The organism is Bradyrhizobium guangdongense (assembly GCF_006483445.1).
Taxonomy (GTDB): Bacteria; Pseudomonadota; Alphaproteobacteria; order Rhizobiales; family Xanthobacteraceae; genus Bradyrhizobium; species Bradyrhizobium guangdongense_A.
Genome location: NZ_PPPT01000209.1, coordinates 1 through 15,682, shown reverse-complemented (window position 1 = coordinate 15,682; position 15,682 = coordinate 1). Strand labels below are relative to the sequence as shown.

Here is a 15,682-nt window from a genome sequence, read left to right as displayed (position 1 = left end):
CAAGCCCGGCCATGACGAATGAACTTATTGCGGTCGTAGCCCGGATGGAGCGTAGCGCAATCCGGGCCGTCTCACCGCGCGGATAGAACCCGGATTTCGCTACGCTCCATCCGGGCTACAAGCTCAATACCCCTTCGCCCGCGCCAATTGCTCGGTCTGGTAATTCGAATCGCCGAACAACTCTTCGCAAACCCGTGCGCGCTTCATGAAGAAGCCGATGTCGAACTGGTCGGTCATGCCCATGCCGCCATGCATCTGCACGCCTTCCTGCACCGCGCGCGTCGCGGTGGTGCCGGCGCGCGCCTTGGCGACCGCGATGGCTGAGCCGGCCTTGGCCACGTCGGCATCGAGCGCCTGCAGCGCCTTCATGACGGCGGCACGGGTGATCTCGATGTCGACATAGAGCTCGGCGGCGCGATGCTGCAGCGCCTGGAATTCGCCGATCAGCTTGCCGAACTGTTTTCGGCTCTTCAGGTACTCGACGGTGCGACCAAAAACCTCTTCGCTCAAGCCCACCATTTCGGAGGCGACCGCGCCGCGGCCGATATCGAGCACGCCGTCGAGCAGGCCGGCTGCCTGATCGACCTCGCCGAGCACGCTGTCGGCATTGACCTCGACATTGGCGAACTCGATGCGCGCCGCGTTATGCGCATCGACCATGATGGTGCGCTCGGTCGCAACGCCCTTGGCCTTGGGGTTGACCTGGAACAGCGTCAGGCCGTCGCGGTCGCCGGCCGAGCCTGAGGTGCGCGCGGCGACGATCAGGAGGTCGGCGACGTGGCCGTCGACGACCAGCGCCTTGGCACCGCTGAGCTTGAAGCCATTGCCGGAGCGGACGGCCTGCAAGCTCGTCTGCAGCGGACGATGTTTTGAACCCTCGTCGATCGCCAGCGTCGCGAGCAGCGAGCCGCTGGAGATCTTTGGCAGGTACTCCGCCTTCTGCGCGGCGTTGCCGCCGCGCGCGAGCGCTGAGGCCGCAACGACGCTGGTCGCAAGAAATGGCGACGGCATCAGCGTGCGGCCGATCTCCTCCATGACGACGCCGGCTTCGACAAAACCAAGACCGCTGCCGCCAAACTCTTCCGGCACCAGCAGGCCGGCAAAGCCCATCTCGGCAAAGGACTGCCAGAGCTCCTTGGAGAAGCCGGTCGGATCCTTGGAGTCGCGCAAGTGACGCAGATGCGACACCGGCGCCTTGTCGCTGATCAGCCCGCGCGCGGAGTCGCGGAGCATCGATTGTTCTTCGGTGAGGACGAGGGCCATGTGCGTGTTTCCGATTCGAAATCTAGTTTGTCTTCGTCATTCCGGGATGGCCCGCAGGGCTAGGCCCGGAATCCATTTTACCGCAGGCTCTGTGGCTCGATGGATTCCGGACTCGCGCTACGCGCGCCTCGGAATGACGGGTGGTGAGAGGGGCCTCACGCCCCCGGCAAATCCAGGATGCGTTTTGCGACGATGCCGAGCATCACTTCTGACGTGCCGCCCTCGATCGAGTTGGCCTTGGTGCGCAGCCAGGCGCGCGGGCGGGCGCCTTGCCGCGAACGCTCGCTCTCCCATTCCAGCGCATCGACGCCGCCGGCCGACATCAGGATCTCGTAGCGACGCTTGTTGAGCTCGGTGCCGTAATATTTCATCGCCGAGGAGAAGGCCGGATGTGCCTGGCCTGCCTTGGCGAGATCGACGGCGCGCTCGGCGCAGGCCGCGAGCGCGGCCTCATCGACCTCGAAGCTCGCGATCTTCCCGCGCAGCATGGAATCGTCGAGACGCCCCTGCCCATCCGTGCCGATGGAATCGGCCGCGATCTGGCCGAGCGGACGGCCGACACCGCGCTCGCCCATGCCCGAGATCATCGCGCGCTCATGCTGCAGCAGATATTTTGCGACGTCCCAGCCGCGGTTGACGGTGCCGACGACATGCGACTTCGGCACGCGGACGCCATCGAAGAAGGTTTCGCAGAACGGCGAATAGCCTGAGATCAGCAGGATCGGCTTGGTCGTGACGCCCTTCGAGGTCATGTCGAACAGGATGAAGCTGATGCCGTCGTGTTTCTTCGCCGTCGGGTCAGTGCGGACGAGGCAGAAGATCCAGTCGGCGTAGTTCGCGTAGGACGTCCAGATCTTCGATCCCGTGATGACGAAATCATCGCCGTCGCTCTCGGCGCGCGTCTGCAGCGAGGCGAGGTCGGAGCCGGCGTTCGGCTCGGAATAACCTTGGCACCAGCGGATCAGGCCCGCGGCGATCTTTGGCAAGTGCTCCTTCTTCTGCGCCTCGTTGCCGTATTTCAAAAGCGCCGGCCCGAGCATCCAGATGCCAAAACTCGACAGCGGCGGGCGGGCGCCGATTTTCGCCATCTCCGATCGCAGCACTTTGTGCTCGGCGGGCGACAACCCTCCGCCGCCATATTCCTTTGGCCAATCGGGCACGGTCCAGCCCTTGTCGCGCATGCGCTCGAACCAGACGCGTTGCGGCTCCGACGAGAACTTTGCATTGCGCCCACCCCAGAACACGTCACCATCCGACGTGGCGGGCTTGCGCATTTCCGGCGGGCAATTGGCCTCGAGCCAGGCGCGGGTTTGCTTGCGGAATTCTTCAAGCTCGGCCGTTTCGGCCGTTGACGTCTCAGAATCGGTCATGGGTCGCTTCCATCAATCAATCAATCGACTTGTTGCAGACGACTCTGAGCCATCGCACTGCGGAATTCAACCACCTTCCATACCGCACGGCTGCGCATAGTGGACGGCATTCCGCTATAGTCGCCTTGCGGCGAGGCTTGAAAATAAAGAGGAAACGAGAATGCGCCTGAAACTACTTTCGCCTGGCGAAATGAGCGAGGACCAGAAGCAGACCTATGACGAGTCGATTGCCGGCAAGCGCGGCAAGCCGCCAGCGCCGATGATGGCCTGGCTCAACAGCCCCGACATGGCGCGCCATGCCACGCGGCTCGGCGAAGTCCTGCGCTACGACACGATCTTCCCCGCAAAACTGTCCGAGATCGCGATCCTGGTGACGGCGCGGCACTGGACTGCGCATTACGAATGGTATGCGCATAAGCGCCTGGCGCTGGCTGGCGGGATGAATCCCGCGATCATCGATGCGATCCGCGATCGCCGCACGCCCGAATTCGACGACCCCAGGGGCAGGATGATCTACGATCTCTCGAAGTCGCTGCATGAGGGCCATGGCGTCGAGAAGGGCCTCTATGACGACGCGGTCAAGCTGCTCGGCGAACGCGGCGTCGTCGAGGTGATCGGGCTCTGCGGTTATTACACGCTGGTGTCGATGACGCTGAACACGTTTGAGTTCGATCTACCGGAGGGTGAGGTGCCGGAGCTGTCATAGCGACACATCCGGAAACGATGGGTTTCGGGATGGGCAATGGCGCACCCCCGACGCCTGACCTACGTGAAGGGGCTAACGGAGCAACCACATGTCCCAGAACCCAGCCATCATTGCCGGAACGAGAATCGGCCACGTTCATTTGAAGGTCGCCGATCTCGACCGCGCGCTCGGTTTCTATTGCGGCGTGCTGGGCTTCGAGCTGATGCAGCGCATGGGCTCGGGCGCCGCCTTCATCTCGGCCGGCGGCTATCATCACCACATCGGGCTCAACACCTGGGAAAGCAAGGGCGGCTCGCCGCCGCCGCCGGGCACCACGGGCCTCTTTCACACTGCGATCCTCTATCCGACACGGCCGGCGCTGGCAGATGCGCTGCATCACGTGCACTCGGCCGGCATTATGCTGGACGGCGCCAGCGACCATGGCGTGTCCGAGGCGCTGTATTTGCGCGATCCCGACGAGAACGGCGTCGAGCTCTATTGGGACAAGCCCAGGGAGCAGTGGCCGCTCACGCCGGACGGCAAGCTCGCGATGTTCACGAAGCGGCTGGATTTGGAGGATTTGCTGAAGCAGCGGGAGGGGTGAGTGTCGCTCTCGTAGGGTGGGCAAAGCGAAGCGTGCCCACCGCTTCTCGCGAGATAGTGGAGAGATAAGCGGTGGGCACGGCGCTTCGCGCCTTTGCCCACCCTACGAGGTCGTCACTCGACGTCCCCTTACCATGATCAGCGCCGCCGCTCCCAGCTCCAGCGCGATGCAGACATAGAACGGCAGCGCATAACCGCCGGAGAGATCGCGGAGCAGGCCGACCACGCCGGGGCCGAAGGCGTAGGTCACCTGGTTGATGGCGACGTTCAGGCTGATCAGCACGCCGAACGAGCGCGGGTCGAATTCCTGCTGCACGATCAGCGAGGGCATGGTGATGAGGTTGCCGACGGAGAAGCCGAACAGCGCGCAGGCCGCGATCAGCACATAGTCGTTGTGCAAGTTGATGATGACGGATAGCGCGATGGCCTGGCTCAGGAACGACAGCGCCGCGGCGAGGCGTTGATTGAGCCGGTCGATCACCATCGAGAACAGCACACGTCCCACGACCGCCATGGCCGTCAGCACCGCGACCGCAACGGCCGCACGCTCGCGCCCGATCACGGGGTCGAGGAACGAGATCAGGTGCACGATGAAGCCGACCTGGGCGAACAGCACCAGCGCAAAGGCCGTCGTCACCGTGAGGAAGCCGACATCGCGCATCGCGTGGTTTCGGATTTGCGCCGACGATTGCGGCTTTGCCGCGGCTGCGGGCCAGCCGTGATTTTCGGGCGCGCGGCCGACAAAAATCAGGATCACCGGCACCATCAGCACCAGCATGGCGGCCGACGTCGCATACATCGCGTTGGAGAAGCCGACATAGCCGATCGCAGTGATCAGCAGTGGCACGCCGACGATGCCGCCAAAACTGGCGCCATTGAGGGCGAGGCTGATCGCCATGCCGCGCTTGTGGTCGAACCACAGGCTCAGTGTATTGGTGATCATGGCAAGGCTGGTGCCGGCCCAGCCGAAGGCAAGCACGGCATCGGCCAGATAAAGCTGCCAAGGTTCACGCACCGCGCCGATCGCGACTGCCGCGGCCGCCATCGCAATCGTGCCCGCGATGAGGCAGATACGCGGGCCGAACATCCGCACGGCCTCGCCGACGAAGACGACGATCAGCGCGCCGAACAGATAGAAGAAGGTGGTACCCGAAGAGATCAGCGACGTTGGCCAGCCGTGCTGGCGCTGCAACTCGGCGACATAGACGCTCTGGCCATAGAAGCCGAGACCCCAGCCGAAGGTCGCGAGCAGGAAGCAGACCGCGACGATGCGCCAGCCTTGGTAGCTGAGGGAGGATTCGTCGAGCGTGGCAGGTCGGGGATTATCGAGCATAGCCGCTTACTCCGTCATGCCCGGGCTCGTCCCGGGCATCCACGTTCTTCGATCCGCGCGCCCAAGACGTGGATAGCCGGGACAAGCCCGGCCATGACGACATCTAACTAACCCTCACCCAAAAATCACTTCGACGGCGATCGAAGCGTTAACGCTGCTGACAGCCTCCTGCCAATCAAAGCGGATCCGGGAACTCGCCCATGGCCGCCTCCAGCCGCGCCTTGCGGCGGCGCGCATAGGAGGCGAGCGAAAGCACCGCGAGCCCGAGCAGCACCGGCGGGAACACCACCATGTTCACCGCGGACCAGCCGTAGCTCGCGAGCAACTGGCCGGAGGAGAACGAGCCGATCGCCATCATGCCGAACACCAGGAAATCGTTGAACGCCTGCACCTTGTTGCGCTCGTTCGGGCGATGGGTCTCCAGCACCAGCGCGGAGGCGCCGATGAAGGAAAAGTTCCACCCTACCCCGAGCACGATCAGCGTGGCCCAGAAATGCATCGCGGTGACACCGGAGAGGCCGATTCCCGCAGCCGCGGCTTCCAGCAACAGACCGGTCGCGACGATTTTTGGCGCGCCGAAGCGCCCGATCAGCGCACCCGTGAAGAAGCTCGGCCCGTACATGGCGACGATGTGCCATTGAATGCCGAAGTTGGAATCGCTGACGCTGAGGCCGCACATCTTCATGGCGAGCGGCGCCGAGGTCATCACCAGATTCATCATGGGGTAGGAGATGACGCCGCACAGCGCGGCCGCGATGAAACGCGGTTGAGTGACGATGCGCAGCAGCGGACGCCCGCCATGAAGGTCGGCCGGCGCGGGTTTTGGCATGTCGACGCCGGCGACGATGCCCATCGCGATCAGCGCGACCGCAGCCTGCACGACAAAGCTGAAGGCGAACAGGAAGGGCGACCAGATGTCCATGGTCCACTGCACGAGCTGCGGACCGAGCACGCCGGCGAATACCCCGCCCGCCATCACCCAGGACACCGCCTTGGGCCTGAAGGCCGCGCTGGCGCCGTCGGCCGCCGCGAAGCGGTAGGACTGCGCGACGGAGCCGTAGAGGCCGCCGAGGAAGGTCGCGAGGCAAAACAGGGCGAAGGAATTGTGGAGGATGGCCCAGCAGCCAAGCAGCCCGGTGAGCGCGCCGCAAGCGGTGCCAATGATGAACGCGACGCGACGGCCGAAGCGCCGCGAGATCGCGCCGGTCGGCAGCGTGCCCGCGGCAAGCCCCAGCACGTACATCGACAGCGGCACGGTCGCGAGCGACATGTTTGGCGCGAGCGTGGCGCCGACGATCGAGCCCGTCGCGAAGATGACGGCCGAATTCGCGCCGGTAAGTGCCTGCGCCGCGGCGAGGCGCACCACATTGGCACGCGCGCGTGCGTCGTTGGCAATTTCGTCGGCGGCTGTCACGTCGATCATCGGCACTATCGGCTTTGGGGAATGGCGGGCTGGTCGGATCCCGTCACTATGAAGTGACCCGCAGGGTCGAGCAACTGGCGTAAACGGGCGCAGGCCATGCCCTGGATGCACATTGGACAACGAATAGCGCCCCGCGCTAGTGATGGCCTTGCGTTCGATCAAGCCGATGTCGCAGCCCCGGAGTTTTGATCATGTCCCTCGACAACAGGCCCACGCTCGAAGCGCCCGACGACGACCCCTATCTCTGGCTCGAGGACGTCGAGGGCGAGCGCGCGCTTGCGTTTGTCGAGCAGCAAAATCGCGTGACGCTGGAGAAATTCTCCGACGCAGCGTTCGAGCGTGACCGCGATGCGCTGGCCGCGATCTACGACCGTCCCGACAACATTCCCTATGTCGGACGGCGCGGCAGATATCTCTACAATCTCTGGAAGGATGCCCGGAATCAGCGCGGTCTCTGGCGGCGCACGACGCTCGAGGAATTTCGCAAAGCCAGCCCCGCCTGGGAAACCGTGCTCGATATCGACCAGCTCGCGCTCACGGAAGGCAAGGACTGGCTCCTCAACTGGGTGATTTCGCAGACGGGCGACCAGCCGCGCGTGATCCTGTGTCTGTCGCGCGGCGGCAGCGATGCCGTCACCCTGCGCGAGTTCGACGTCGACACCAAGAGCTTCGTTGCCGACGGCTTTGTGCTTGATGAGGCCAAGAGCTCGCTCGACTGGATCGACAACGACACCGTGCTGCTGTCGAGCGCGCTCGGCGAGGGCAACGCGACGAGCTCCGGCTATGCCCGGACCGTGCGGTTGTGGCGGCGCGGCCAGCCGGTCGAGCAGGCGACGCAGATCTTCGAGATCGCCGCTGAGAACATGCGGGTCTATGCCGGCGTCGATCACACTGGTGACGCTCCGCGCTCCTGGATCGTCGATCAGGCCGACTTCTTCAACTTCGTCATCTGGCTCCGCGACGCGGCAGGCACCATGACGAGGCTCGATATGCCGACCGACGTCTGGATGCAGGCGCATGGCGACTGGTTTGCGTTGAAGCTGCGCAAGCCGTGGTCGGTGGCGGGGCGAACCCACGCTGCCGATACCGTGCTCGTCATCTCCCTGTCGGCCTTTCTGGCTGGCGGCCGCGACTTCACCGTGCTGTTCGAACCGGGACCGCGGCGCGCGCTGCAGGGCCTGTTCTGGTCCGCAGGCAAGCTGGTCCTGCCGATCCTCGACGAATTGCGGCCGGTATTCGAGATCTGCACGCCGTCCTCGCAAGGCTGGACGTGCGAGACGCTGCGTGGCCTGCCCAAAATCGGCGTGGTCGACGTTTGGCGGTTCGACACCCACGAATCCGACGGGAATGGCGACCTGCTTGCCAATGTGCAGGATCCGCTGACGCCACCGTCGCTGCTGCTGATCGAGCGCGGCGTTGAAAGCCCCGCCGTGTTGAAGCAGGCGCCACAGACATTCAATGCCGATGGCCTCGTCGTGACCCAGCACGAGGCTGTTTCTGTCGACGGCGAGCGCATCCCCTATGTGCAGACCGGTCCTGCTGGCGAGACCGGTGACGCGCCCGTCCATATGAGCGCCTATGGCGGCTTCGGACACTCCGTGAAGCCCTATTACAATTCCGCGCTCGGAAAACTGTGGCTCGAGCGTGGCGGCACCACCGTGCAGGCAAATTTGCGCGGCGGCGGCGAGTTCGGCACGCGCTGGCACGATGCCGGCCGCTATGCCGGCAAGAGATTGTCGCATGACGATTTTGCGGCCGTCGCCGCCGATCTCGTCCGCCGCGGCGTGACCCGCGCCAAGCGGATCGCGGCGGAAGGCGGATCGAACGGCGGCATCCTCATCACCAACATGCTGACGCGCTATCCCGAGCGCTTTGGCGCCTTGTTCTGCACCATCCCGCTGGTCGACATGCGCCGCTACACAAAGCTGCTCGCGGGCGCGAGCTGGATCGCGGAGTACGGCGACCCTGATAAGCCCGAGGAATGGGAATGGCTGCAGACCTATTCCGCCTATCACAACGCCAAACCCGGCCAGCCCTATCCGCCGATCCTGATCGCGACGACAAGGCGCGATGATCGCGTCCATCCCGGCCACGCCCGCAAGATGGCCGCGAAGCTCCAGGCGATGGGCTATGAAGCCTGGTTCTACGAGCCTGCCGCGGGCGGCCATGGCTACGGCAAGGACAACAAGGAACGCGCCGGCTTTCAGGTGCTCGGCTACAGATTCTTGAAGAACAAGATCGGCTGGGCGGACGACGCGACGAGCTAGGTTCGCGCAAACACCAGCGTCAAATTATTCGCCGGCATCTCGTTCTCCTCGACGAGCGCGAGGCCGGCGTTGTGCGCGAGCTTCTCGACGTCGCTGATGTCGCGCACGCCCCAATCGGGATTGCCGTCACGCAAGGACGTGTCGAACACGGCGTTGCTGAGCGCGGTGTGTTTTCCGGCGCGCTTGAACGGGCCGTAGAGGAACAGCTTGCCGCCGGAGCGCAGGTAACGGCCGGTCCCGGCGAACAGGCCCTCGGCCACGTGCCAGGGCGCGATGTGGATGACATTGGCGCAGAAGATGGCCGCGACGCCCTTCGGACCCTGTCCCGCCTTCAGCTCCGGACACCAGTCAGGATCGGACAGATCGATCCGCAGGGGGCTGCGGATGTTTTGCAGGCCGGAATGAATGCGCCAAGCCTCGATACTGCGGAGGTGCCGTTGATTGAGGTCGCTCGGCCACCAGACCAGATCCGGCGTATGGCGGGCGAAGTGCACGACGTGCTGGCCGGTGCCGCTGCCGACCTCGATGACGTCGCCGGACTGTCCGGCGAGATGCTTTGCCAGCGCCGCCCAGATCGGTTCGTGGTTGCGTTGGAACGCCGGTGCATCGAGGCGCCCGTCGGGTTCGACCCGCCCGCCGTCCCTGCCAAATTCGACCACATAGTCAGCCAATTGAGGCCCCCGGAAAAATGCACGATAAAAACGATGGGGGCGGCCCACGCCCCTTCAAAACCCGGTCCGTTCCGCCCGAATTGACGGAACAAATCGTTCTCGCGGCTGCAATGCGAGGGCATATTAACCGCAATTCGGCTGGCGGATAGTCTCGATTGTCAGACCATCCCCTTTGTGCTTTGAGCACTTATATTTCCGTTTTGGACGTTCGACCTAATGCCAGGGAATGACACCTTGACCGCCCTTGCCCGCATGCCCGCGCTCGCCGCCGCTCTGTTGGCCGGTCTGCTCGCAAGCCCGGCCCATGCGCAGACGGCTGCCGACGGCCAAAAGCTCGCCTTCGATCGCAGCAAGGGCAATTGCCTGACCTGCCACGTCATCAGGGGCGGTGACCTGCCCGGCTCGATCGGGCCGGAGCTGAAGGACATCAAGGCGAAGTATCCCGACCGTAACGAGCTCGTCGCAATCGTGAGCGACGAGCCCAAGCGAAATCCGCAATCCGTGATGCCGCCGTTCGGGCGCAACCGGATTCTGACCGAGCAGGAAATCAACGCGATCGTCGATTTCCTCCAGACCCTGTAACGACCGGACGGCCCAGGAGACTTTTGATGAACGCAACCACCGGCCCTCTCGCGACGCGGCGTCTGATCCTTCAGGGCGCTGTTACGGTCGCGCTGATCGGCCTCGGCAACCTGCCGTTCGGCATCGCGCCCGCGCGTGCGGCGGCCAACGACAAATATCCGGAAGACGCCTTCAAGCAGAAGAGCCAGGCTGACGCGATCAAGGCGCTCTACGGCAAGACCGCTGAACCCTCCGACAAGATCAAGCTCGACGCGCCCGAGATCGCCGAGAACGGCGCGGTGGTGCCGATCTCGGTGACGACGACGCTCGAGAAGGTGACCTCGATCTCGTTCCTGGTCGCCGAGAATCCCAACGCGCTCGCGGCAAGCTACCGGATTCCTGATGGCACGATCCCGACGATTGCCAATCGTCTGAAGATGGCGAAGACCACCAACGTGCTGGTGCTGGTCGAAGCCGACGGAAAGCTCTTCAGCGCGGCCAAGGAAGTCAAGGTCACCGTCGGCGGCTGCGGAGGATAGCAACATGGCATCGACCATTCGCGTGCGCGCCACGAGCAACGGCGACATCACCGAGGTGCAGGCGCTGATCCAGCACCCCATGGACTCCGGCTTCATCAAGGACGCCAAGGGCGAGCTCATCCCGGCGCATTTCATCCAGGAGCTGAAATTCGAATATAACGGCAAGGACGTCTTCGTCGCCGATTGGGGCCCCGCTGTCTCCAAGGATCCCTATGTAAAGTTCAGCTTCAAGGGCGCCAAGAAGGGCGACGAAATCAAGATCAGCTGGGTCGACAACAAGGGTGCGTCGGACACGACCACCGCGAAGATTTCGTGATGAAGCCACGTCTCGCGATTCTGCTTGGCTCCGTTGCCGCCGTGCTGACGGCGCTCGTGGCGGCCTCGCCGCGCGTCGTTGCCGCCGACAAGGTCGATCCGGCCGCGGATGCCAAGGCGTTCCAGAACTTCTTCTTCCAAAAGTTTCCAAAGCTGAAGCCGGAGGAATTCGTCAACGGTCCCTATTCCATGGACGAGGGCCTGAAGCGGCAGTGGCAGGAGAAGGAAGAATTTCCGCCCTACGAGTTCGCGCTCGACGCCGGCAAGGAGATGTTCGCGACGCCGTTCAAGAACGGCAAGACCTACGCCGACTGCTTTGCGAATGGCGGCATCGGCATCCGGCAAAACTATCCCTATTTCGACACCAGGGAAGGCAAGGTCATCACGCTGGAGCTCGCGGTCAACCGCTGCCGCGAGGCCAATGGCGAGGCGCCCTACTCCTATGTCAAGGACGAGATGGCCTCGCTCACCGCCTACATGGCCTTCACCTCGCGCGGCAAGCCTTTTGACATCAAGATCCCGGACGACCCGCGCGCGCTAGAAGCTTTCGAGAACGGCAAGCGCTATTTCTATACCCGGCGCGGCCAGATGAATTTCTCCTGCGCGAGCTGCCATGTGCAGAGCCCGGGCGAGCGCATCCGCGCCGAGATTTTGGCGCCGGCGCTCGGCATTCTCAACGCGATGCCGATCTACCGCTCGGAATGGAGCGGCATGGGCACGACCAGCCGCCGCTTCGTCACCTGCAACAGCCAGACCCGCGCGGTTCCGCTGGAACCGCAGTCGGACGAATATCGCGACGTCGAATATTTCCTCTCCTATGTCAGCAACGGCCTGCCGATTTCGGGACCGGGAGCGCGGCCATGAGCAAGACAACAGGCAAGCCGTTCCAACTCGCGCTGGTCCTGCTGTCTATCGCGGCAACGCCGGCATTCGCCGCGACCGAGGCCGACTACAAGGCAGCCTATGCCGCGGCCGAAGCTGCCAGCAAGGAGGCGGTCGCGCTGCGCCACCAATGGACCACCACGGTCTCGACACTATCTGCAGCGAAGAAGGCCGCCGACAGCGGCGATTTCGACCGCGCCACCGCCGCTGCGAAGGAAGCCGAAGCGCTGGCGAAGGCATCGATCTACCAGGCGACCAGCGAAAAAGAAGCCTGGAAGGCGATGGAAATCCGCTAGACTGCCTGGTGGGGCCGTCCGGATTTGTCGAGGAGGCGCGGAAAATTGAGTATGGCGATCCGCCGCCGCGATTTCCTGAAGAGTGCAGGCGCTGCCGCAGTTTCGGTCGGCCTGCCGCGGTTTGCGCACGGCGCCGACGCGGCCGGTATCTACGATCTCGAGCGCTTCGGCAATGCGCGCATCCTGCACATGACCGACACGCATGCGCAGCTCAACCCGGCATACTACCGCGAGCCGAGCGTCAATCTCGGCCTCGGCGAAATGGCGGGCCGGCCGCCGCATCTGGTCGGCCGCGCGTTCCTCGATCATTTCGGCATCCGGCCCGACAGCGCCGACGCCTACGCCTTCACCTGCTACGAGTTCGAGAAGTCGGCCACGCGCTTCGGCAAGCTCGGCGGCTTCGCGCATCTGAAGACGCTGATCGACCGGCTGCGCAACGATTTCGGTGGCACGCATTCGCTGCTGCTCGACGGCGGCGATCTCTGGCAGGGCACGGGGCTGGCGAACACCGTGCAGGGCCGCGACATGGTCGAGGTCGCCAACCTGCTCGGCATCGAGGCGATGACCGGACATTGGGAATTCACCTATGGCGAGCAGGCGCTGCGCGACAATCTCGAACGCTTCAAGGGCGAGTTTTTGGCGCAGAACGTGTTTCTGACCGAGGAAGCCGCCTTCAACGACGCCCGCGCCTTCGACAAGGCAACGGGCCGCGTGTTCAAGCCGTCCACCATCAAGGAGCTCGGCGGCTACCGCGTCGCCATCGTCGGCCAGGCCTTTCCCTACGTGCCGATCGCGCATCCCAGGCGCTTCACGCCGGACTGGACCTTCGGCATCCGCGACGAGGAATTGCAGAAGCATGTCGATGCGCTGCGCACCATCGACAAGGTCGACGCAGTCATCCTTCTGTCGCACAACGGCATGGACGTCGACCTCAAACTTGCAAGCCGCGTCACCGGCATCGACGTCATCCTCGGCGGCCACACCCATGATGCCGTGCCGCAGCCGGTCGCGGTGAAGAATGCCGGCGGCACGACGCTGGTCACCAATGCCGGCTCGAACGGAAAATTCCTGGGCGTGCTCGACCTCGCGCTCGACAAGGGCAAGGTCAATGACGTCAGATATCATCTGCTCCCGGTCTATTCCGAACTGCTGAAGCCCGATCCCGCGATGGCCGAGCTGATCGGCAAGGTGCGGGCGCCGCATGTCAACGACTGGTCCGAAAAGATCGCGACGCCCGACCGCCTGCTCTATCGTCGCGGCAATTTCTCAGGCCCAATGGATCAACTGATCTGCGCGGCGCTGCGCCGCGAGCTCGATGCCGAGATCGCGCTGTCGCCGGGCTTTCGCTGGGGCGTCACCGCGTTGTCGGGCCAGGCCATGACGATGGAGGATCTGCTCGCGGAAACCGCGATCTCCTATCCCGAGACCTATGTGCAGGAGATGACCGGCGCACAGATCAGGGATTTGCTGGAAGACGTCTGCGACAATCTGTTCAACGCCGATCCCTACCTTCAGCAGGGCGGCGACATGGTGCGCGCCGGCGGGGTCAGCTACACCTGCACGCCGACGAATGCGATCGGACATCGGATCTCCGAGCTGAAGCTCGATAGCGGCCGGACGCTGGAGGCGCACAGACACTACAAGGTCGCCGGCTGGGCCTCGGTCAACGCGCAACAGGGCGCGCCGGTCTGGGACGTCGTGGCAAAATATCTCCGCTCGGGCCGGATGATGCCGGAGCGTCTCGGCGCCGGCGTCACGCTGAAGGGCGTGGACGGCAATCCGGGCATGGTGGGACAGGGATGATGCGGTCTCTCGTATCAGGCGCGATGATCGTCGCGGCGCTGGCTTTCGCGATGATGTCGCCAGCCGCGGCCCAGCAGGCACCGCTGCAGGACAAGCCGTTCGCCGAGCACAAGATCGTGCTGCAGCTCTCCGACGGCGACCCCAAGAAGCAGGCGCTGGTGCTCAGCGTCGCCAACAATCTCATCAAGCATTACGACCCGGACAAGGTCGCGCTCGAGGTCGTGGCGTTCGGCCCCGGCATCGATTTGCTGCGCACCGGCAGCGACCGTCGCAAGCAGGTCGAGAGCCTGATCGCGCAAGGCGTCCGCTTCGACATCTGCCTCAACACCGTGGACACGCTGGAGCGGGAAACCGGCAAGCGGCCGGATTACATCCCGTCTGCAACGCCTGTGCAGGTCGGGGTCGCGCAGATCCTGTTTTTGACCGAGAACGGGTACACGCTGGTGAGGCCGTAGGGGCTTCGCACCCCCTCCCTCGTCATCCCGCACAGCAAAAACATTTCAACTTTTCTTCATGCGGCAGTGAATTGCTTCTCTTTTTGACCCGTGGCGTAGTAGAATTTTGGAATCGCCACTCCCCGGGTTCTGCCATGATCTTCCGCCAGCTCTTCGACAGCGTTTCGGGCACCTACAGCTATGTCCTCGCCAGCCGGCCCGGCGGCGAGGCGCTGATCCTTGATCCCGTGCTGGAGAAGGTCGACCGTTACTGCCAGTTGCTGCGCGAACTCGACCTCAAGCTGGTCAAGGCTGTCGACACCCATCTGCACGCCGACCACGTCACCGGGCTCGGCGAGCTGCGCGACCGCACCCATTGCATGACCATCATGGGCGACCAGAGCAAGGCCGATGTGGTGGCGATGCGGGTCTCCGACGGCGACAAGGTGACGATCGAGGGCCTGTCGCTCGACGTGATGTACACGCCGGGCCATACCGACGATTCCTATTCCTATCTGATGGGCGATCGCGTCTTCACCGGCGACACGCTTTTGATCCGTGGCACCGGCCGCACCGACTTTCAGAACGGCTCCTCGCGCGCGCAATACGATTCGATCTTCAATCGCCTGCTGAAGCTGCCGGAGGAAACGCTCGTTTTTCCAGCGCATGATTACAAGGGCGACACCGTCTCCACCATCGGTGAGGAGAAGCGCTACAATCCGCGCCTCCAGGTGAAGTCGGTCGACGAATATATCGAGCTGATGGCGAACCTGAAGCTGCCCAATCCCAAGATGATGGACGTGGCGGTGCCGGCCAACATGCATGTCGGACTGCATCAGGAGGAGCTGGCGAAGGAGGGCCGCGCGCTCAGCGCAACAGAGGCGATCCGTTCGCTCGGCCGGCCCGATATCCTGCTGGTGGACCTGCGCGAGGCCAATGAGCGCGCCAAGCACGGCATGCTCGAAGGCGCGCTGCATACGCCCTACGCTTCGGTCGAGGACAGCCTGAAGCCCGGCGGCATGTTGCGCGAGGTCGCGGCTGCCACCGGCCGCCGCGTCGTGTTCTTCTGCGCCTTCGGCGAGCGCTCGGCGATGGCCGTGGCCGCCGCGAAGCAGGCGGGGCTGGCAAATACGGCGCATCTCGCCGGCGGCATCGACGCCTGGAAGAAGGCGGGTGGTCCGGTGGTGCGCAACTGACTCGGTCATTCCGGGGCGGCTCGAAGAGCCGAACCCGGAAT

At 64.1% G+C, this 15,682-nt stretch carries 16 protein-coding genes; 11 read left to right on the top strand and 5 right to left on the bottom strand.

What is annotated here, in order from left to right; all coding sequences use genetic code 11:
- Nucleotides 1-123 precede the first annotated feature (123 nt).
- Together C2U70_RS27830 and C2U70_RS27825 are read right to left on the bottom strand one after the other, a co-directional pair.
- Nucleotides 124-1,263 (bottom strand): acyl-CoA dehydrogenase family protein, encoded by a 1,140-nt coding sequence (locus C2U70_RS27830; RefSeq protein WP_140981830.1) that lies wholly within the window; start codon nt 1,261-1,263, stop codon nt 124-126.
- Between the two features lie 155 nt (nt 1,264-1,418).
- The gene (locus tag C2U70_RS27825) at nt 1,419-2,633 is read right to left on the bottom strand and encodes an acyl-CoA dehydrogenase family protein (RefSeq protein WP_140981829.1); all 1,215 of its coding nucleotides are present in this window, start codon (nt 2,631-2,633) and stop codon (nt 1,419-1,421) included.
- 160 nt (nt 2,634-2,793) lie between these two features.
- Here C2U70_RS27825 and C2U70_RS27820 point away from each other — a divergent pair, with 160 nt between their 5' ends.
- Both C2U70_RS27820 and C2U70_RS27815 read left to right on the top strand, forming a co-directional pair.
- Nucleotides 2,794-3,339: a carboxymuconolactone decarboxylase family protein gene (locus C2U70_RS27820; RefSeq protein WP_140981828.1), complete on the top strand. Its 546-nt coding sequence runs from the start codon at nt 2,794-2,796 to the stop codon at nt 3,337-3,339.
- A gap of 88 nt (nt 3,340-3,427) precedes the next feature.
- A complete protein-coding gene (locus tag C2U70_RS27815) occupies nt 3,428-3,922 on the top strand; it encodes a VOC family protein (RefSeq protein ID WP_140981827.1) in 495 nt (164 codons plus the stop codon).
- Nucleotides 3,923-4,024: 102 nt separating this feature from the next.
- Here the strand turns inward: C2U70_RS27815 and C2U70_RS27810 are convergent, their stop codons facing one another.
- The gene (locus C2U70_RS27810) at nt 4,025-5,254 is read right to left on the bottom strand and encodes an MFS transporter (protein WP_140981826.1); all 1,230 of its coding nucleotides are present in this window, start codon (nt 5,252-5,254) and stop codon (nt 4,025-4,027) included.
- Nucleotides 5,255-5,429: 175 nt separating this feature from the next.
- Nucleotides 5,430-6,677 (bottom strand): MFS transporter, encoded by a 1,248-nt coding sequence (locus C2U70_RS27805; RefSeq protein ID WP_140981825.1) that lies wholly within the window; start codon nt 6,675-6,677, stop codon nt 5,430-5,432.
- Nucleotides 6,678-6,868: 191 nt separating this feature from the next.
- Between C2U70_RS27805 and C2U70_RS27800 the strand changes: the two genes are divergently transcribed.
- Complete coding sequence (locus tag C2U70_RS27800; protein ID WP_140981824.1) at nt 6,869-8,944, top strand: prolyl oligopeptidase family serine peptidase; 2,076 nt, start codon at nt 6,869-6,871, stop codon at nt 8,942-8,944.
- Here the strand turns inward: C2U70_RS27800 and C2U70_RS27795 are convergent.
- Nucleotides 8,941-9,615: a DUF938 domain-containing protein gene (locus tag C2U70_RS27795; protein WP_140981823.1), complete on the bottom strand. Its 675-nt coding sequence runs from the start codon at nt 9,613-9,615 to the stop codon at nt 8,941-8,943. The two genes, C2U70_RS27800 and C2U70_RS27795, sit on opposite strands and share 4 nt — an antisense overlap.
- 234 nt (nt 9,616-9,849) lie before the next feature.
- Between C2U70_RS27795 and soxX the strand changes: the two genes are divergently transcribed.
- The 8 genes from soxX (at nt 9,850) to C2U70_RS27755 (ending at nt 15,641) form a co-directional block, all read left to right on the top strand.
- Nucleotides 9,850-10,197: a sulfur oxidation c-type cytochrome SoxX gene (soxX, locus tag C2U70_RS27790; RefSeq protein WP_433960716.1), complete on the top strand. Its 348-nt coding sequence runs from the start codon at nt 9,850-9,852 to the stop codon at nt 10,195-10,197.
- Nucleotides 10,198-10,223: 26 nt separating this feature from the next.
- Nucleotides 10,224-10,715, top strand: a complete 492-nt coding sequence (gene soxY / locus C2U70_RS27785; protein WP_140981821.1) for a thiosulfate oxidation carrier protein SoxY — start codon at nt 10,224-10,226, stop codon at nt 10,713-10,715.
- A 4-nt stretch (nt 10,716-10,719) separates the two neighbouring features.
- The gene (gene soxZ / locus C2U70_RS27780) at nt 10,720-11,031 is read left to right on the top strand and encodes a thiosulfate oxidation carrier complex protein SoxZ (protein ID WP_140981820.1); all 312 of its coding nucleotides are present in this window, start codon (nt 10,720-10,722) and stop codon (nt 11,029-11,031) included.
- Nucleotides 11,031-11,894, top strand: coding sequence for a sulfur oxidation c-type cytochrome SoxA (soxA, locus tag C2U70_RS27775; RefSeq protein ID WP_186294515.1), 864 nt, complete (start codon nt 11,031-11,033; stop codon nt 11,892-11,894). The genes soxZ and soxA overlap by 1 nt, the downstream gene beginning before the upstream one ends.
- A complete protein-coding gene (locus C2U70_RS27770) occupies nt 11,891-12,208 on the top strand; it encodes a hypothetical protein (protein WP_186294514.1) in 318 nt (105 codons plus the stop codon). The genes soxA and C2U70_RS27770 overlap by 4 nt, the downstream gene beginning before the upstream one ends.
- Before the next feature lie 51 nt (nt 12,209-12,259).
- Nucleotides 12,260-14,011: a thiosulfohydrolase SoxB gene (gene soxB / locus C2U70_RS27765; protein ID WP_140981818.1), complete on the top strand. Its 1,752-nt coding sequence runs from the start codon at nt 12,260-12,262 to the stop codon at nt 14,009-14,011.
- Nucleotides 14,008-14,466 carry a hypothetical protein gene (locus C2U70_RS27760; protein ID WP_140981817.1) on the top strand — a complete coding sequence of 153 codons (459 nt, stop codon included), beginning with the start codon at nt 14,008-14,010 and terminating at the stop codon, nt 14,464-14,466. The genes soxB and C2U70_RS27760 overlap by 4 nt, the downstream gene beginning before the upstream one ends.
- Nucleotides 14,467-14,600: 134 nt before the next feature.
- Nucleotides 14,601-15,641 carry an MBL fold metallo-hydrolase gene (locus tag C2U70_RS27755; RefSeq protein WP_140981816.1) on the top strand — a complete coding sequence of 347 codons (1,041 nt, stop codon included), beginning with the start codon at nt 14,601-14,603 and terminating at the stop codon, nt 15,639-15,641.
- Nucleotides 15,642-15,682: the final 41 nt, after the last annotated feature.